Genomic DNA, 17,501 nt, shown 5'->3' with positions numbered 1-17,501 from the left:
CATCGCTGCGTCCGGCCGTGCTGTTCTCCCCGGCCCGGCTGCGCCAGCTCGGGGTGCTGCTGCTGGTGGGTGTGCTCGCCGCGGTGGTGACCGGTCCGGCCGGGGGCTCCGACAAACCGCTGAAGGCATTTCAGGATTCGGTGCTGGACGCGCGGATCCTGCCCTACCTGGGGCTCGCCGCCGCGTTGTGGATCGTCCTGGCGCTCGGCGTCGAACTGCGGGGCGCGGCGGGCCGGCTGACGGCCGGCATCCGGGGGCCGGTGAGCGCGGCCTACGCCACCCGGGGCGGCCCGATCGCGCTGAACCTGGCGCTTCTGGCGGTCGCGATCATCGCCCCGCTGGTCGTCTCGACCGCCGCGCAGCAGTCGATGGTCAACGACATCGGCATCTACGCGCTGCTCGCACTGGGCCTGAACGTCGTGGTCGGCTACGCCGGCCTGCTCGACCTCGGCTACATCGCCTTCTTCGCCATCGGTGCCTACGCGACGGCCTACTTCACCTCACAGACCGCGATGCCGTGGCACGCGCCCTTCGTGCTCAACCCGTTCTTCGTCTTCCCGATCGCGCTGGTCCTTGCCGCGCTCGCCGGCGTCGTCCTGGGCGCGCCGACGCTGCGGCTGCGGGGTGACTACCTGGCGATCGTCACGCTCGGTTTCGGTGAGATCATCCATTTGATCGCGAACAACGCCGACAACATCACGAACGGTGCCCGGGGGGCCTTCGGCGTTCCGCACCTGTCGATCAACCTGCTCGGCCTCGGCTACGAGTGGGGCATCGATCCGCTGCCGTATTACTACCTGCTCCTGGCCATCATCGTCGGAGTCATGATCGCCTTCGGTCGGCTGGAACGGTCCAGGATCGGCCGGGCCTGGGCGGCGATCCGCGAGGACGAGATCGCAGCCGAGGCGACCGGGGTCGCGACCCTGCGGATGAAGCTGCTCGCCTTCGCTATCGGCGCCTCGGTGTCGGGCTTCGCCGGCGTGCTCTTCGCCTCCAAACAGTTCTTCAACCCGCAGAGCTTCAGCCTGCAGGCGTCGTTCTTCGTCGTCGCCGTCGTCATCTTCGGCGGGATGGGTTCCCGGCTCGGGGTGGTGGTCGGTGCCGTCGTCCTCCAGGGCATCGCCTTCTACCTGCGCGACAAGGTCCCGCCCGCGGACCGGTACATCTACTTCGGCGCTGTCATCGTGATCATGATGATCTTCCGTCCGCAGGGACTCGTGCCGTCGCGCCGGCGGCGTCGGGAGATCCAGCTCGCGGAGGCCGGCATCGGCGCGGCGGACTCCCTGGGCGCCGCGCCCACGGGGGGCAAGCCGTGACCAGGGGCGGAGCGCACCGCGTCTCCCCGCCGGGACACCGGCGCTCCCGGGACCGGCAGCGCGGGAGCAGCCAGGGCCGCGGGAGCAGCCAGGGCCGCGGGGACAGCCAGGGCCCGGGGGAAGCCGGGCGCGGCGGAGGCCCGGAGGACCTAGTGGTGGAGGCCCGCGACCTGGCGCTGCGGTTCGGGGGTGTGACCAGCCTCGACGGCGTCTCACTGCGCCAGCGCCGGGGCGAGATCCTGGCGGTGATCGGACCGAACGGGGCCGGCAAGACCTCGCTGTTCAACTGCCTCACCGGGGCATACCGCCCGCAGCAGGGATCGGTCACCTTCTGGCCCCGGCCCGGCCGGCAGGCCGAGCTGGTGGGGCGCAGCCCGCACGCCATCACCCGGCTCGGCGTCGCCCGGACCTTCCAGAACATCCGGCTCTTCCCCGCCCTGTCGGCGCTGGAGAACGTCCAGATCGGGACCGAGGTGCGGCAGCGGTACGGGCCGCTGGCCGCGGTGCTGGGGCTGCCGGGCGCCCGGCGGGCCGAGCGTGACGGCGTGCGGCACGCGCTGGAGCTGCTTGAGCTCGTGGGCCTGCCGCACCGGGCGCACGAGCTCGCCTCGTCGCTGCCCTACGGCGAGCAACGCCGGTTGGAGATCGCCCGGGCGCTCGGTACCGAGCCGCGCCTGCTGCTGCTCGACGAGCCCGCGGCCGGCACGAACCCGGCGGAGAAGCGTGACCTGGCAGAGTTGATCATCCGGATCGCGGGCACCGGGGTGTCGGTCCTGCTCATCGAGCATGACATGCGGCTGGTCATGTCGGTGGCGACCTCGGTGGTGGTGCTCAACTTCGGCCGGATCATCGCGTCCGGCACGCCGGTGGAGGTCCAGCGGGACCCGGCGGTCATCGAGGCGTACCTGGGCCTGGCCGACGCCGGCGCGGCGGATCCCGATGTGGTGGATCCCGATGTGGTGGATCCCGATGTGGTGGATCCCGGCGCGGCCGGCCCCGCCGGGTGGAAGGAACTGCGCTGATGCTGCTGACCCTGGCCAATGTCGAGGTCGCCTACGGCGCCGTCACCGCCCTGCGCGGCGTCAGCCTGGAGGTGGCCGAGGGCGAGATCGTCACCCTGCTCGGGGCCAACGGCGCCGGCAAGACAACCACGCTGCGGACGGTCTCCGGACTGCTGCGGCCCCGGGCGGGACAGACGTGGCTGGACGGTCGCCCATTGTCGTCAATTCCGGCGCACGAACTCGTCGGCCGGGGGGTGAGCCACGTGCCCGAGGGCCGGCGAATCTTCCCGAGCATGAGTGTCCGAGAGAACCTCCTGATGGGCGCCTACCACGATCGCCGGCATGTGCGGACCGACCTCGGCCGGGTGCTCGCGCTCTTCCCCCGGCTGGCCGAGCGGATCGCGCAGCCGGGAGGCACGTTGTCCGGCGGCGAGCAGCAGATGCTCGCGATCGGACGCGCGCTGATGAGCCGTCCCCGGCTGATGCTCCTCGACGAGCCGTCGATGGGGCTGGCCCCAATGATCGTTCAGACCATCTTCGAGGTGATCGCGGAGATCAACCGGGAGGGGGTCGCGGTACTGCTGGTCGAGCAGAACGCGGCTTCGGCGCTGCGGATCGCGGGCCGCGGCTACGTGCTGGAGACCGGCGAGGTCGTGCTGGCGGGTACCGCCGCGAGTCTGCTGGCCGACGACCGGGTCCGGCAGGCCTACCTCGGGGAGGACGTCGGCGGCCGGACCACCGCAGGCTGAACCGCCCGCGACCGCTGCTCCGCCCGTCGCCACATCGGCGAGAAACCGCCGTGGCGTGCCGCGGTCGGGTCACCGAGCGTTGGTGGCGCAGGCCGGTGAGCCGAGGACGCGGTCGAGATACGCGTTCGCGAACACCCCGGTCGGGTCGGCGGCGTCGCGCACGGCCAGGAAGTCGTCGAAACGGGGATAGAGCCCACGCAGCGTCGCCGCGTCCAGTGAATGCAGTTTGCCCCAGTGCGGCCGGCCGCCGACCGACAACATGATTTTCTCGGCGAGGCCGAAGTAGTCGCCGTGCGCACCGCGATGATCCACGTGCACGGCGATGTAGGCGGTGTCGCGGCCGTACGCCGTCGATATCGGGATCTCGTCCGCGGCGGCACATCGGACCTCCACCGGGAAGACGGCACGCACGTCCGCGCTCCCCATGGCGTAGACCAGCTCACGCAGCGTCGCGGCGAGATCGGCACGGGGGAGGGCGTACTCCATCTCCTTGAACCGGACCCGGCGGTGGGAGGTGAACACCCGGTAGGACAGGTCGCGGAACGTGCGGCTGCCCGAGGCCCGCGCGCTGACGTGCGCGATGGGCCGCACCGCCGCGGGCATCCGCCGGCCCGTCGTCATCAGCGCGCCGAAGAGGGTGTTCGACACCAGTTCGTCGTCAACCCAGCAGCGCAGCCGGGGCAGCGGCGCCAGACCGTCGTCGAGCGGACGCCGCTGCCCGCGTCTGACCAGGGCCGTCGTGGTGTGCGGAAACCACGAGAAGCGGAGGTGGTCGGTCTGGTCGACGAGATCGTCGTAGGTGTCGAGGACCTCGTCCAGGCGCATCGGACCCTCCTGGACCTGCAGGGCGAACAGCGGCACCGCCTGCAGGGTGACCGACGTGACGACGCCGACGGCACCCAGGCCCAGCCGGGCGGCGGCGAACAACTCGGGACGTTCGCCGCGTGAACAGGTGACCACACTGCCGTCGCCGAGTACCACCTCGAGTGCCCGGACCTGGGTGCACAGGCCGCCGAAGCGGCTCCCGGTGCCGTGGGTGCCGGTCGAGATGGCACCCGCGATGGTCACCTCGTCGACGTCGCCCTGGTTGGTCAGGGCGAGCCCGGCCTCCGCGAGCAGCCGGTTCAGCCGGCGCATGGTCATCCCACCGCGCACCGTTACCAGGCCGCTGCCGCCGTCCAGAGCGACGAGGTCGGCGCACCTGTCCAGGCGGACCTGGACGGAGCCCGGGTCCGGGCGGCCGATGGCGCTCATGGAATGGGACGATCCGATCGCCCGGATCTGATGGCCGTCCCGGATGGCGGTACCGACCAGGGCGGAGATCTCCTCCGCGTCGCGGGGGCGGGCGAGGCGCACCGACCGGACGGTCTCGTTGCCCGCCCAGTTGCGCCAGGCCGAGGACTTACCAACGGGCGAGCCCATGGGCACCTCCGTCTGCCGGGACCGATGGCCGCGGTCCGGGGCCGGTCCGAAGTCGGGACCGGCCACCATCGTGAACCGGGCCTTCCCGGCTCCGTCACGCGGGGGGCGGGTGATGGCCGTTCACAGGGCGATGCGTCGTCCGACCTCCGTCCGGGCGGGATGGGCCGGTGGTCACGGACGAGCGACAGGTACGACATGATCCGCGCTTGCGGACTCCGGTGGGATCCGCGGTCGCACATCGGGCAGCAGACTCCGGTAGGCATGACGGGGGGATGATCGTGACCGGAGTACCCCCATCAGCCATCGGCGGGCCGGGCCTTCCACCGTGTGATGCAGGACCGCGGCGAAGGCGAAGGACAGGGCGAAGTCGGCGAGGATGGCGAGCGCCGTCCCGGCCGCGGTGGTGGCGTCGACCCAGCCGAGTTCCCCGCTGATCGTGAGTGTGGCGGGGNGAATGAGATAGAAGGCGTAGGAGATCTCGCCGAAATAGACGAGTGGGCGGGAGCTGAACACCGGAATCCGGCGGCCGTCCGCCTCACGGGTGCCGGCCAGGAAGATGATGATGGCAAACGCCGGCAGTGTGAGCGTGTCCATGAATCCCTGTAGATGGCCGTAGCGGTAGCCCAGGAGTATCGGGACGACCAGCCAGGCGCAGGAGAAGGCGGTGAGCATCCGACGCTGCCACGGCGTTGCGCGGGCACCCTCACGAGCCAGCAACCCAAGGACCACGCCAAGGACGAACTCGCCGAGCCGCACCGCCGGGTTCGCGTACGCGGCAAGATCGAACCGAGAGCCCGCGGTGCTCGCCGCACATGCCACGGCCGCGGCAGGGAGAACGAACAGGAGCGCGGCGCGGATGCGTTCGGGGTTGGTGCGGGGCGCGAACCTGCGGTACACGTGGGGGAAGACCAGGTAGAAGAACGCCTCGCAGGACAACGACCACAGCACGGCACCACCCCAGCCGAAATAGATCGACTGGGTTGGAACCCATGCCTGGACGAGGAGCAGACTCGGCAGGATGGAGAGGGGCTTCGAGCCGAAGTCCCCCAATGTCCCCAGCGGCCACGCGATCGCGAGCCAGATCCAGATGGCGGCGAAGTACAGGGGATAGACCCGGGCGAACCGGCGCCAGTAGAACTGCCCCGCGGTGATCGGCCTGGTCGCCCAGGTGAGGACGAACCCCGACAGCACGAAGAAGAACGTGACGCCCACGTAACCGATGTTGCCCAGCACCGCGACCACCGGCAGGGTCCCCTGGACGTCCGCGTGGATGTGGCGGAGGAACACCAGAGTGGCGGCGACTCCCCGCAAGCCGGTCAACGTGGGCAGCTCCAGCCCGGTCTGAGGTGCTGGGAGCTGCCGCGAGGGACGGAAGCTCTCCTGCTGGGCGGATTCTGGCGAGGTCCTCCGGGTCAACGCGCCCCCTTGATCGTCAGCCGTGCGTGCCGTCCCAGGCGAGGCCACGGCGATACCTCGGAGGAACAAACACTAACGTAGGTGTTGAATTGCCCATCGCGCCCCCGATCGGGTGAACATCGTGGCGCCGGCAGCCGGCTAGCGGGCGAACCTGGGACCTGGGCGGCAGTCGCCGCACAGCGTTGTGAGGTCTAGCCCGTCTGTGGACGAGCTACGAACGAGTCCACTGGTCCGGGTCCATGGGTGGGGCGTATCACGATCTCGGTGATACTCGCGCGGTCGGGAAGTGCCACTGCCCCGGTCACGACGTCGGCGATGTCGTCGGGCGCGATGAGCAGGTCGGCATTCCACGCCCGCCCCTCGGCCTGGAAGATTTTTTGCTGCATGGGGGTCGCCGTGCGGCCCGGGAAGACCGTGCACACCCGCACCCCGGCAGCCGAGACCTCCGCCCGCAGGCTGTCGGCGATCGCCCGCAGGGCGTGCTTGGCCGCGGCGTACTGGCCGACGCCGGCGCCGGCGGACAAGCCCTGGGTGGAGTTGATGAACACCACGTCGCCACCGGTCCGGACGAGGTCCGGAATCAGCATCTGGGTGAGCACATAGGGCGCGCGTACATTGATGTCCAGCTGTTCGTCAAGGTCGGTCAGTGGGGCGTCGGCGATCGCGCCGCGGTGGTAGGCCCCTGCCGAGTGCACCAGGATCTTCAGGTCCGTGGGCTGATCACGGACCATGTCGACCAGACAGCCGCGGTCCGCGGGATCGGTGATGTCCGCAGCCTGGTGGTGGATGGTCAGACCGACCTCGTCGGCCTCCTTGACCATCCTCGCCAGCACCTCCTCATCGCGACCGGTCGCGATGACAAATGCGCCGGCCCGCGCCAACCGAAGGGCGACGGCGCGCCCGATCCCGCTGGAGGCACCGGTGACCAGTGCGCCGCGGCCGGCGAGCTGGGGCAGGTGGGGCAGGTGGGTACGCGGACTTCCGCCTAGCAGATGGTCGGCACAGGCGATGGCCAGGTTCTGCTTTGCCGTCACTGCTTGGACGCTCCTCGGCAGAGTGGCGCAGGTCGCTAACCTGGACGAACACGAGCAGGCTGCCGCTGGGATCCGCGGACGGGTCCCGTTCGCCAGCGCGAACACGCGTCGATGCGGGTCGATCGCGGCTATCTGCGGCGAAGTAGCCACATCCCGCACGGTTGCGACTGTACCATCACGTAACGGTCGAGTATGCGTTGGCGCCCAGGGCCGCCCCAGCTCTCCAATCCCCGCCAGGAACGCGGTCAGGTCGAGTGGAGCGACCGAGGCCGGCGGCTTCCGCTGTCGCTGCGATCAGCGGATCGGGGACGCTCGGGGCCCGGTGATGGCCGGCTGCGGCGGCAAGCGTGCGGCGCGGATACTCGACACGCGAGCTTCCGGCTCGGGCGGAGGCAGCGTCAAGCTTGGGGAGAACCGCGTCGGCACGTCACGTACGAGGATGTCGGCCACCGGCGTCACCTCACAGGTTCAATATCAGATTCCTCAATCGCGATATCATGGCCGCTTCTGTGCGGGCACCTACCCCACTCACCTCGCAACTCACCTCGCACGTACCCAAAGGTGTCCTGCGGCGGACTGCAGCCCGGCGGAGGCTTGGAGGAGGAAGGAGAGCAACGTCCCCGCCAGCGACGCGCCGATCGCGATCGACCAGCCCGCCGGACCGAGCGGGGTGCAACCGAAGAACTGGCTGACGCCTGGCATCTGCACGATGGCGGCCAGGACGACCGCCGAGGCGGCGATGCTCAGCAGGACCGTCCGGCTGCGGCCGCCGACGAGCAGCGTCTGGCCCAGTTGCGAGCCGACGAGCGCGGCGAGGCCGACCGTGTTCGCGTGCCGTCGGCGCCCGGTGAGGCGGGCGATGATCCAGGCACCCGTGGCGGCGAGGGTCGTGGCGACCGCCCGCACCGCGATCTCCCGGTTCAGGGCGGTACCGAGGGAGCGCTCCGGGCCTTCGCTGAGGAGCTGTCCGGTCGCCTCCGGATCCGGCTCGCGCAGCGCGACGGCCAGGGCCGGGGCGAGATCGGTGAGCAGGTTGACGAGCAGCAGTTGCCGCGCGGACAGTGGCGACCGCCCGGTGGCCATGGAGCCGAGGAGAGTGAACGCGATCTCGCCGAGGTTCCCGCCCACGAAGATGCCCAGGGCCTGGCGGACCGAGGCCCACATCGAACGGCCCTCGACGAGCACGTCGATGATCGTGTTCAGCTGGTCGTCCGTCACGATCACGTCGGCGGCGGCCCGGGCCGCCGGCGTGCCACGCCGGCCCAGCGCGAGGCCGACGTCGGCGAGCCGGATGGCGGGCGCGTCGTTGGCGCCGTCGCCGGTCATCGCCACCGTCTTGCCCAGCCGCTGGTAGGCCTCCACGACCCGCACCTTATGCAGCGGAGTGCTCCGGGCGATCACGGCCACCCTGGGCAGGACCGCGTCCAGGGCCTCGTCGTCCATGGCTTCGAGCTCGACACCCGTCAGCATGATCTGGTCGTCGGTGAGCACTCCCAGTTCGGTGGCGATCGTCCTGGCGGTGGCCGGATGGTCTCCGGTCATCATCAGCACCTGCACGCCCGCGGCGCGCAGCGCCTCCAGCGACGCCCCGGCCGTGGTCCGGACCGGGTCGGACAGGACGAGGAAGCCGAGGAAGGCCAACTCGGCCACGCTGTCATCGGTGAGTTCCTCGTCCGCCGGTCGGGGCGCGGACCCCAGGTCGCGATCGGCCACCGCGAGGACGCGGTAGCCCGCGCCCGCGAGCCGGCTGTGCTCCTGGATGAGCCTCGCCCGCCGGCGGTCGTTCAGCGGTGCCGTTCCGTCGGCGGTCCGGATGCGGGCGCACCGTGGCAGCAGCACCTCGGGCGCCCCTTTGACGCTCAGCACCGTGGTCGTGCCGGCATCCCCCACTGCCGCGTGGTAGCCGCGGCCCGGCTCGAAGGGAAGCGAGGCCGTCGGCGACCACACGGCGAGACCGTACTCGCGGGTCACCGCCGCCGCGGCCGCTCCCTTCTGCACCGCGCGATCGGTCGGATGCGGCAACTTCTTCTTTCCTTTGCCGCGCGGCGTGGCGCGTAGCCCGGCGGCCAGCACCCGCCGATGCGTCGCTCCGAACTCGGTCACCGCGGCGGTGTGCGTGCCGTCCGAGACGGCGTGCAGGCGGATCCTGCCCTCGGTGAGCGTTCCGGTCTTGTCGAAACCCAGCACGTCCACCCGGCCGAGGGTCTCGATGGTGCTGGGGTTGCGTACCAGCGCGCCCCGTGCCGAGAGCCGCCGGGCGGCGGAAAGCTGGGCGGCGGTCGCGAGGAAGGGCAGCCCTTCGGGCACCGCCGCGACGGCGAGCGCCACCCCGGCGCTGAGCGTGTCCCGGATCGGCAGGCCACGGATCAACCCGGAGGCCAACAGTGCCCCGGCGGCGGCGAGCGCCACCGGAATGGTGAGATCGGTGATTGTGGACAGTCGCGCCTCGACGCCGCTGAGTCGGGCGGGACCGGCGGTCGCGGCCATGCTGTGCCCCGCCTCGGTGGCCGAGCCGGTGGCCACCACCACGCCGGTGCCCCGTCCGCCGGCGACGGTCGTTCCTTCGTAGATCATCGAGGAGCGGTCTGCCAGGCTGGCGGCTGCCACCGGTCCGGGCGATTTCGTGACCGGCATGGACTCGCCGGTCAGCGACGACTCGTCGACGTCGAGCCCCGTCGTCGACAGGAGCCGGCAGTCCGCGGGGACGACATCCCCGGCCCCGACCATGATGATGTCGCCCGGGACCAGGTCGTCCGCCGGCAGCTTGGTCTCCTCGCCGTCCCGCAGCACCCGGGCCGGAACCGCCGAGACGGCGAACAGTCGGGCGAGTGCCCGGTCCGCCCGTATCTGCTGGACCGCGCCGGCGAACGCCGAGCCGATCGCGACGCTGAGCACCAGACCGGCGTCCAGCACGGAACCGGTCGCGGCCGACAGCGCGGCGCCGCCGAGGAGGACGGGGGTGAGCGGGTTGGCCAGTTCGGCCGCGAACGCCCGGACGAGGCTGGGCGCGGTCGCCTGCATCGACACCGCGCCGTCCTGGCGGCGTCGCGCCGCCTCCTCGGTGGACAGCCCAGCCGGGCGGCTGTTGTCCAGCCGAGCCAGGCAGTCCTCGGCCGGCAGGATATGCCACGGGGTACGGGGGACCGCGGGCGGCGGGGGGCGGCGACCCAGTTCCCGCGCCGCCCAGATCCCCTCGCCGAGGGCTGCGGTGACCGCCGCGGTGACCATTGTCATGGCCCGGGAGACCAGCCGCGGGTCGGCCCCGGTGAGCATGGCCAACGCACCGGCACCCGAGCCCACCTGGGCGAGCCGCACCGCGTGCCGGCTCACCCGGGCGGCCGCGGCGACCGCCTCGATCACGAGGCTGGCGGCGGCCAGGTCATTCCCAACCAGGATGTGCGCCCCCCAGGCCGGCGAGCCGTCGTGGCCGTTCACGCCGACGCCGCAGTCCGCGGTGCCGACCGCGGCCCGTCGGCGGGACACGACCAGGACGCCGCCGCGCTCGGCCTGCAGACCGCGGATCGTCCCGACCAACCGGTCCCCCCCGGGTACCCCGGGAAGGTTGGTGTCCTCCACTGTTCCGCCGGCGCCGGCGGGAGGGTCACCGGCGATGAACACCGCCCGCCCGGAACGGCGGCAGGCGGCCAGCAGGTGGTGGCTCCCCTCCGCTCGCCCGGGTTCGACCGACACGATGGCCATCAGCCTGCTGCCCTGAGCCAGACCGAGCACCGTGTCCGCCCCGGACCGGGCCAGTTCGCGGCGCTCCCGGACACCGGTCCGGCCGCGCAGGCCGAGCTGTTCCACCGGCCCGAGGGCCCAGCCCTCCGCGGTGGCGACGGCGCTGATACCGGCCGGACGGAACAGGGCGTGCGCGCGGACCGCGACGTCGCTGCGGTTCGCACCGGCCAGCGGCACGACGTCGGCGATTATGCGTTCCTCTCCGCGCAGGACGTCGGCGTCGATGACGATGGTGTCGACGCGGTCGAGCACCCGCAGGGCCGCCGAATCCATGACGTGGACGCCGCGGCGCGCCAGGACGCGGGTCAACTGGGCGGCGAAGCCCTCCCGCCCGACCCGGGCCGGGCGTGGCAGCGAGGTGGCGGCCAGCGCCACGGCACGGCGCGGATTCCCGGTGGCGGCGGTGGCGGCCGCGAACCCGCCGAGCCCGCCGAGCACGGCGAGGTCGGCGTAGCGCTCCACCGGACCGTCCGGCAGCGGTCGCGGCCGTTCGGTCACCACCGGCTCGGCCGCGGCCCAGTCCGGATGACCGAGCAGCCCGTCCCGAGCCGTCATGAAGGCGTCCCGGCGCGCACGCGCCTCGCCCAGCGCGACCATCCGGTAGCCGGCGTCGACCGCGAGACCGAGATTCCCCTGCGCCAGGGCGAGGGCACCGGCGTTGACCAGCCCGAGGACGACGTCGGCCCGGCCCGCGCCGAGCATCTGCTCCACCCACCGGCGCAGCCGGGGTTGGGTGTCGACGAGGGTGACCAGCGATGCGATCTCGATGGGCAGTGGCACCGCCCGGGCGAGCCGGCCCGCCGACGCCAGCGCGAACGCGACCCCGTCGGCCGCCAGTGCCGCGGCCGTCCGGCGGACCGGCGCCGCGAACCTCGCCACCGCTCCCGGCTTCGGTTCGAGCGCGACGCCCTCCACCCGGCCGAGGGCCGCGACCAGGTCGTCGAGGGTGGGGGGCGGTTCGGCGAGCCCGATCAGGACACATTGCAACGGCTCGTTGACCCGGGCCCACGCCACCCCGGGCTGATTCTCCAGTACTCGTTCCAGCTGCCGGCGACGGGATTCGCCGGCAGGCCCGGAGATCCCCCGGATCCCGAGACTGAGAAGGTGGTGGGCGTCGGCCCTCCCCCGCGGTTCGCCGGCCGCCGTGGAGCCGGCGATCTCGCGATCGGCGCCGTCGCGATCGGCGCCGTCGCGATCGGCGCCGTCGCGATCGGCGCCGTCGCGATCGGCGCCGTCGCGATCGACGCCGCGGGGCGTGGGGGGCCCGGGTGCGAGGGAACCGGGCTTTGAATCCGGACTCCACCCGGTCCGGGTATGGGCAAGAACCGTATGGGCGAGAACCGGCTGGGCCACCGCCCCCAGGAGGGCGCTCGGCACGCGCAGGACGGTCCGGGCTGCGGGCAGACGCATCCGCGCGGCCTCCTCCTCATCATTGCGTGATCATCGCGTGCGGCGGGCGCGGGCCACGGCTGCCTCGTAGTCCTAACCGACTACCCTCTCCGCACGCGTACTAACTGATCGTTCTAGGAGATCAGTTAGTACGAGGACCGGACGCCGTGGCTCTGCACCGCCCCCCGGGCGGTGGCCAGCGCCTGCGGTGAGAAGTTGATGTTGGACTGGTCCATGAAACTGAAGGCGAACAGCCCGTCCAGGCTGAGCTTGCGCACCTCGTCACCGGCGAGCAGGGCGTGCATGTCCGCGTCCCAGGCCGCCTGCGACCCCGACTTGAAATGCGCCACCATGACCGGGCCGTACTGTCCCAGCAGCTTCGTCATGTTCCGCACGTCGGCGGCGTTGGAATCGTTCCCCATCGCCTGGAAGCTCTGGAAGTCCGACGCCCGCAGCACGTCCGCGAAGTGTGTGATCAGAGAGCGGCCGCCGCCCTTCACCGGATCGTCCCAGCGGCTCTGCCAACCGCCCCAGCCCAGCGACACCCGGGCGTTGGGCGCCCCGGCATGGAAGATCTCCTGGGTCGCCAGATAGCGGTCCTGCAGAGCCCGGTAGTAGTTCGTGGTCTCGGGTGTGGCGGCCCACTCGTTGGACTGGCACGGATATGTCTGCAGTTCGGTGAAGAGCGTGACGTAGAGCGCCGGGCCGTTCGCGGGTCCGGCGAAGATCGAGGCGAGCTCGCGGGCGTCGGTGAGAAAGGCGCCGGACAACGGGTACTCCCGGCCGCAGGCGGGGCCATGGGAGGTCTGGAAGGTCCCCACGCTGCCGGTGCCGTCGAGCCAGACGACGAGATGAATGCCGTGGCCGGAACGGTAGACCTCGGGAATCAGGTCCGCCCGCCACTTCCGTAGAAAGCTCAGGTCGCCCGGGCCGTTGTACCAGGTGGTGAGAAAGTCCAGGTTCCCGGCGAGCGGCGAGGCGAGGGCGCTGTCGAGCGCCGGCCCGAGACCAAAGCGCAGCTTGCCCGGCTGGGTCGCCGGGACGGGTCGGATTCCCGCCGCCAGCGCCCGGCCCCAGGGGCCGGGCCGCGGATCCCCTTCATCGTGTGGTGCATGGGCGCCGGGTGGTGCATGGGCGCCGGGTGGTGCATGGGCGCCGGGTGGTGCATGGGCGCCGGGTGGGCCGGGAAGGCTGGCCGCGCTGGTGGGCCCTGGTCTGTCCGGGCTACTGGGCCCGGCCGCGCTGCTGCCGTCGCGGCCGCGGTGTTCGTGACCGAGGGTCGCGATAAGAACAGCACTCATGGCGAGGAGGACGAGGACGAGTGCGCCGGGATGTCGCGGCATTCGACTACGTAGGGACACGATCCTCCTGCCGCGGTTGCCGGGTAGCGGCGAAATTGTAGTTGATTAGACGCGCATCGGAGTCATTCTTCGTGGGTGAGTCGAGCGGAGCGGGTGAGGGACTCTGACGGCGATGGTGACTTTCCGTAGTAATTTTCGCCGGGTTGTCGATGCTTGGCGTGAGCGATCTGTCGCCTAAGGGAAAATCCGCCTAGTGCCGGGTGAGTGCTCCTCCTTCCGGGTGTTCGATGATGGCGTTTCCTGACATCGCCCTGTGGCGTGCCCGGCGCGCCCGGCGCGGACGCCCGTGCGGAACCCCGGCTGAGCAGGAGGAGCATGACCGCCGACCCGGATCTTCGGATGAGCACCGCTCTCATCACCGGCGCATCCTCGGGCATCGGCGCGGCGTTCGCCGAGGCATACGCGGACCGTGGAGCCCGGCTCGTCCTCGTGGCGCCGTCCGAGCCGAGGCTGTGGATGGTCGCGGAGCGCCTCGGCGCCCGGTACGGCACCGAGGCGCACGTCATCGCGGTCGACCTCGCCGACGAGCGTGGTCCGGACCGCCTCGCCGAGGCGGTCGCCGAAGCGGGCCTGGAGGTCGACATCCTCGTCAACAACGCCGGGTTCGGGACACGCGGTCCCTACCACGAGCTGTCCGCCGACCGGGATCACCGTGAGGTGATGCTGAACGTGGTGGCTGTCGAACGGGTCGCGCACCTGTTCCTGCCGGGCATGGTGGCCCGGGGCCGCGGCACGGTCATCAACGTCTCCTCCACCTCGGGTTTCCAGGCCGTCCCGTACATGACCGTCTACGGGGCCTCGAAGGCCTTCGTCCTGTCGTTCTCGATCGGCCTGTGGGCCGAGTACCGCCGGCGGGGGGTGCGCGTCCTCGCGTTATGCCCCGGACCGACCGACACCGAGTTCTTCGAGGTGCTGGGAACCCGGATGTCCGCCGGTGGCCGGTTGCGGACCACGGACGAGGTGATCGCCACCGCGTTCCGTGCCCTCGACCGCGGCCAGCCGTACGTCATCGACGGACGGCTGAACTACCTGACCTCCAACGCCTCCCGGCTGCTGCCGCGCGGACTGGTCGCGCGGATCACCGAACGGGTACTGCGCCCCGGCCGCTCGCGGCCGCCGGACCCGTCGATGTCAGTCCGCCGAGTTCGGCCACCAGCTCGTAGGAGCGGATCCGGTCCGCCAGCCGGGTGACGTTGGTGACGACCATGACCTCGTCGGCACCCGTCTCGTCGAGCAGCGCGTCGATCCCCGCGCGAACCGTCACCGGGGAGCCGACGATGTGCGAGGCGGTGGCGGCCTCCGCGATCGACCGCTCCCGCGAGGTCCACGGGTAGGCGGCGGCCTCCTCGGGCGAAGGGAACACCCCGGGGCGGCCGCTACGCAGCCGCAGCATCGCCAGCCGCTGCGGTCCGGCCAGCCACTGCGCGTGCTCGTCGTCGGCGGCACAGAGCACCGCGGCGGCGACGATCGCATACGGTCGTTCCCGGCCGGGCGAGGGACGGAAGGACTTCCGGTAGAGCTCCAACGCCGGCACCGTGTTCACCGAGCTGAAATGGTGCGCGAACGCGAACGGCAGGCCGAGCATGCCGGCCACCTGGGCGCTGTAGCCACTCGATCCCAGCAACCAGATGGGCGGTACCTCGGCCCGCGGGAACGCGGTGACGCCGCGCCTCGGGTGCGAGTCGGGGAAATTCCCCCCGGCCAGAAAGGTCGTCAGTTCGGCGAGCTGCTCGGGGAAGTCGTCGATGGCTGACAGATCGCTGGTGCGGCGTAGAGCCCGGGCGGTCGCGGGATCGGTGCCGGGAGCACGGCCGACACCCAGATCGATCCGTCCCGGGAAGAGGGTGCCCAACGTGCCGAACTGTTCGGCGATGGCGAGTGGCGCATGGTTGGGCAGCATCACCCCACCGGACCCCACCCTGAGGGTGGTGGTGGCCGCGGCGACCTGACCGATGAGGATCGAGGTCGCCGAGCTCGCGATCCCCGGGATGCCATGATGCTCGGCCAACCAGTATCGGGTGTATCCGAGCCTTTCGGCATGTCGGGCGAGTTCGAGTGTCCCGTGGACCGCGTCGGTGGCGGGGACGCCGGTGCCCACCGGGACGAGATCCAACACGGACAGGGGGACAGGTCGGGCCGGGCTCACGGCTGGTTATAACGAAGCATCCGGCCGCGCTCTTCCCGGGGTACTTCCCCGGGCACCCCGGGGGCCATCAGCCGCCGACCGTCTCCATGTAGTCCTCGGCCACCTCGTCGAGATCGTCCGTCGGATAACCGAGGGCGACGCGCACCCGCCGCCGGCCGACCAGCAGGAGATCGAGCATGAAGTCGGGGACCGTGGCGTGCTCGCAGCGGTGGTAGCCCATGGTGAACCAGGCGTGGGCGTCGGTGAGCAGACCGATTGACTCCAGGCTCTCGGCCACGGCCTCGTAGACGCCCGGATCGACCGACCGGGACGCCTTCAGCTCGGCCCGCAGCGCGGCCGCGTCGTCCTGCTGACCGTTGCGCAGCAGGCCGTCATGCAGCCAGACGCGGGGATCGACCGGGCACTTGCCGCCGTCCGCCACCGCCGCCCGGTAGCAGCGGATCGCCTCGTCCCAGTCGTCCGCGAGCCCGTACTGGCTGCCCGCGTCGACCAGCAGGGATGCCCGGGTGACGCGTTCGCTGTGCGTCTCGCTCCGTTCGGCCAGGGCCTCCAGAGTGGCCGCCGCGCCGCGATGGTCGCCGTTTCCCGCGGCCTTGAAGACGATCTCGTCTACGTCGTCATCCGAAAGGCCGTCATCCGAAAGCATGGGAATATTGTCACCCCCGGTTGTGGGGCCGGCACGCGGGCGGCGTGCTCTTCGATGGCGGTCTCATATGGTACCCGTCAGCCGGATCGGTACCCGTCAGCCGGATCAGGATCGACGGGCCATCTTGAGGGTCTTCTCCAACTGCTCGCGGTCCACCTCGGCGACCCGGCCGTTCGTCGGGACGGTCGGGATGTGGCCACCGCCGAGGACGAGGTCGGTGGTGTGCCGCAGGCCCATGTCCTTCTGCTCCACGTCAAGGATGGCCTCCTCGACCCGGTAGAGCTTCTCGATCCTGGAGACCTTCGCCTCGACCTGGGCCGCGACGATGCGCAGCCGCCGTTCGGCCTTGGCCAGCCGCCGTTCGAGCCGACGGTCGACGATGTTGGGCATCGGCTCGTCCCGTTCCGTCGGGTCGTGCAGGTAGAGCTCGACCGCGACGGCGACCAGCGGGATCAACGCCTGGAACACGATCACCGCGCCGCCGGTGCTCTCGCTGGCCGATCCCTGGGTGCGCACCAGCACTCCGGCGATGGACAGCAGCAGGAAGATCGCGGTGGTGAGGGTCAAGGCCAGCGGCGACGACTTCGACTCCACCAGCTGCTCGCGGATCTCCGGATCGATCTTGAACCGGCCCGCGTCGGCGTCGGCGAGCATCTGCTTCTGGGCCCGTGCGAGGATCGACGCCTTGATGCCGTGGGCGAGCGCCACCCCGGCGATGAACACGGCGACCCCCAGCAGGCCGCCCAGCCACCATTCGGGCCCGTACCCGCCGACGTCGGCGAGGACGGCGTAGGACTGGGCGAAGACGTAGAAGTCCAGCGCCGCGAGCACCGTCAGCACCGCGGCCCGGGCCGGGCCCGCCAGTGCCATCTGCGGGATGCGTTCCTGCACCCCGACGCTGCGCCACAGCCGGCCCTGCTCGACCTTGTTCTTGATCAGCTCGGTCCGCCGCTCTCGGCGTTCGGCCCGGGAGTCGATCTCCATCCGGAGCTCGGCGATCAGCTCTTCCAGGGTCCGTCCGTCGGCCCGGACCGCGGCGCGGACCTCCTGGACCTCCGCGTCCTCGAGGCTCTTGAGGACCTTCGGGCGGGTCTCGGCGCCCGCCAGCGCAATGTCGGCGTCTCCCACCCGGCGGATGAGCTGCTTGGCCAGACGCCCTGGCTGGTTTCCCCTACGCAGCACCTTGGAGGTTCCTACTTTCCGATCTCGGTCCTTCCGGGTTCGACCGGACGGGTTCGACGGGACATTCGACGAGAGGTTCCACGGAGCTGTCGGCCTCGTCG

General features: G+C 71.2%; 12 protein-coding genes. 4 read left to right on the top strand and 8 right to left on the bottom strand.

Annotated features, from left to right (window positions below):
- Nucleotides 1-5: 5 nt before the first annotated feature.
- The 3 genes from BMG523DRAFT_RS08610 (at nucleotide 6) to BMG523DRAFT_RS08600 (ending at nucleotide 3,066) form a co-directional block, all read left to right on the top strand.
- Complete coding sequence (locus BMG523DRAFT_RS08610) at nucleotides 6-1,316, top strand: branched-chain amino acid ABC transporter permease (RefSeq protein ID WP_235463001.1); 1,311 nt, start codon at nucleotides 6-8, stop codon at nucleotides 1,314-1,316.
- A gap of 152 nt (nucleotides 1,317-1,468) precedes the next feature.
- Nucleotides 1,469-2,338 carry an ABC transporter ATP-binding protein gene (locus tag BMG523DRAFT_RS08605; RefSeq protein WP_235462994.1) on the top strand — a complete coding sequence of 290 codons (870 nt, stop codon included), beginning with the start codon at nucleotides 1,469-1,471 and terminating at the stop codon, nucleotides 2,336-2,338.
- The gene (locus BMG523DRAFT_RS08600; RefSeq protein ID WP_011434810.1) at nucleotides 2,338-3,066 is read left to right on the top strand and encodes an ABC transporter ATP-binding protein; all 729 of its coding nucleotides are present in this window, start codon (nucleotides 2,338-2,340) and stop codon (nucleotides 3,064-3,066) included. Before BMG523DRAFT_RS08605 ends, BMG523DRAFT_RS08600 begins: the two co-directional genes overlap by 1 nt.
- A 69-nt stretch (nucleotides 3,067-3,135) precedes the next feature.
- Here BMG523DRAFT_RS08600 and BMG523DRAFT_RS08595 read toward each other — a convergent pair whose 3' ends face one another.
- The 5 genes from BMG523DRAFT_RS08595 to BMG523DRAFT_RS08575 all read right to left on the bottom strand — a co-directional run bounded on the left by BMG523DRAFT_RS08595 (nucleotide 3,136) and on the right by BMG523DRAFT_RS08575 (nucleotide 13,426).
- Complete coding sequence (locus BMG523DRAFT_RS08595; RefSeq protein ID WP_035958326.1) at nucleotides 3,136-4,488, bottom strand: D-arabinono-1,4-lactone oxidase; 1,353 nt, start codon at nucleotides 4,486-4,488, stop codon at nucleotides 3,136-3,138.
- A 171-nt stretch (nucleotides 4,489-4,659) separates the two neighbouring features.
- Complete coding sequence (locus tag BMG523DRAFT_RS08590; RefSeq protein ID WP_235462979.1) at nucleotides 4,660-5,904, bottom strand: acyltransferase; 1,245 nt, start codon at nucleotides 5,902-5,904, stop codon at nucleotides 4,660-4,662.
- 191 nt (nucleotides 5,905-6,095) lie between these two features.
- Nucleotides 6,096-6,938, bottom strand: a complete 843-nt coding sequence (locus tag BMG523DRAFT_RS08585; protein ID WP_235462977.1) for an SDR family oxidoreductase — start codon at nucleotides 6,936-6,938, stop codon at nucleotides 6,096-6,098.
- 540 nt (nucleotides 6,939-7,478) lie between these two features.
- Nucleotides 7,479-12,086, bottom strand: coding sequence for a cation-transporting P-type ATPase (locus tag BMG523DRAFT_RS08580; RefSeq protein ID WP_043590847.1), 4,608 nt, complete (start codon nucleotides 12,084-12,086; stop codon nucleotides 7,479-7,481).
- Between the two features lie 125 nt (nucleotides 12,087-12,211).
- Nucleotides 12,212-13,426, bottom strand: a complete 1,215-nt coding sequence (locus BMG523DRAFT_RS08575; protein WP_235462976.1) for a hypothetical protein — start codon at nucleotides 13,424-13,426, stop codon at nucleotides 12,212-12,214.
- Nucleotides 13,427-13,741: 315 nt separating this feature from the next.
- Here BMG523DRAFT_RS08575 and BMG523DRAFT_RS08570 point away from each other — a divergent pair, with 315 nt between their 5' ends.
- Nucleotides 13,742-14,617 carry an SDR family oxidoreductase gene (locus tag BMG523DRAFT_RS08570; RefSeq protein WP_011434816.1) on the top strand — a complete coding sequence of 292 codons (876 nt, stop codon included), beginning with the start codon at nucleotides 13,742-13,744 and terminating at the stop codon, nucleotides 14,615-14,617.
- On the opposite strand, the gene BMG523DRAFT_RS08565 is transcribed toward BMG523DRAFT_RS08570, so the two are convergent.
- The 3 genes from BMG523DRAFT_RS08565 to BMG523DRAFT_RS08555 all read right to left on the bottom strand — a co-directional run bounded on the left by BMG523DRAFT_RS08565 (nucleotide 14,505) and on the right by BMG523DRAFT_RS08555 (nucleotide 17,400).
- A complete protein-coding gene (locus BMG523DRAFT_RS08565) occupies nucleotides 14,505-15,572 on the bottom strand; it encodes an LLM class flavin-dependent oxidoreductase (RefSeq protein WP_011434817.1) in 1,068 nt (355 codons plus the stop codon). The two genes, BMG523DRAFT_RS08570 and BMG523DRAFT_RS08565, sit on opposite strands and share 113 nt — an antisense overlap.
- Before the next feature lie 67 nt (nucleotides 15,573-15,639).
- The gene (locus BMG523DRAFT_RS08560) at nucleotides 15,640-16,218 is read right to left on the bottom strand and encodes a hypothetical protein (protein WP_011434818.1); all 579 of its coding nucleotides are present in this window, start codon (nucleotides 16,216-16,218) and stop codon (nucleotides 15,640-15,642) included.
- A gap of 105 nt (nucleotides 16,219-16,323) precedes the next feature.
- Nucleotides 16,324-17,400, bottom strand: coding sequence for a hypothetical protein (locus BMG523DRAFT_RS08555; protein ID WP_011434819.1), 1,077 nt, complete (start codon nucleotides 17,398-17,400; stop codon nucleotides 16,324-16,326).
- Between the last annotated feature and the right edge of the window lie 101 nt (nucleotides 17,401-17,501).

It is taken from the genome of Frankia sp. BMG5.23, from assembly GCF_000685765.2.
In the GTDB taxonomy this organism is placed as follows: domain Bacteria; phylum Actinomycetota; class Actinomycetes; order Frankiales; family Frankiaceae; genus Frankia; species Frankia casuarinae.
Note: the sequence above shows the minus strand (reverse complement) of the source record. Positions and strands in the feature narration are given on the sequence as shown.

Excerpts from the sequence above, each read along its gene's own strand:
- BMG523DRAFT_RS08570 (WP_011434816.1), top strand. The coding sequence starts at position 13,742 with ATGACCGCCGACCCGGATCTTCGGATGAGCACCGCTCTCATCACCGGC.
- BMG523DRAFT_RS08600 (WP_011434810.1), top strand. The coding sequence starts at position 2,338 with ATGCTGCTGACCCTGGCCAATGTCGAGGTCGCCTACGGCGCCGTCACC.
- BMG523DRAFT_RS08595 (WP_035958326.1), bottom strand. The coding sequence starts at position 4,488 with ATGGGCTCGCCCGTTGGTAAGTCCTCGGCCTGGCGCAACTGGGCGGGC.
- BMG523DRAFT_RS08560 (WP_011434818.1), bottom strand. The coding sequence starts at position 16,218 with ATGCTTTCGGATGACGGCCTTTCGGATGACGACGTAGACGAGATCGTC.
- BMG523DRAFT_RS08580 (WP_043590847.1), bottom strand. The coding sequence starts at position 12,086 with ATGCGTCTGCCCGCAGCCCGGACCGTCCTGCGCGTGCCGAGCGCCCTC.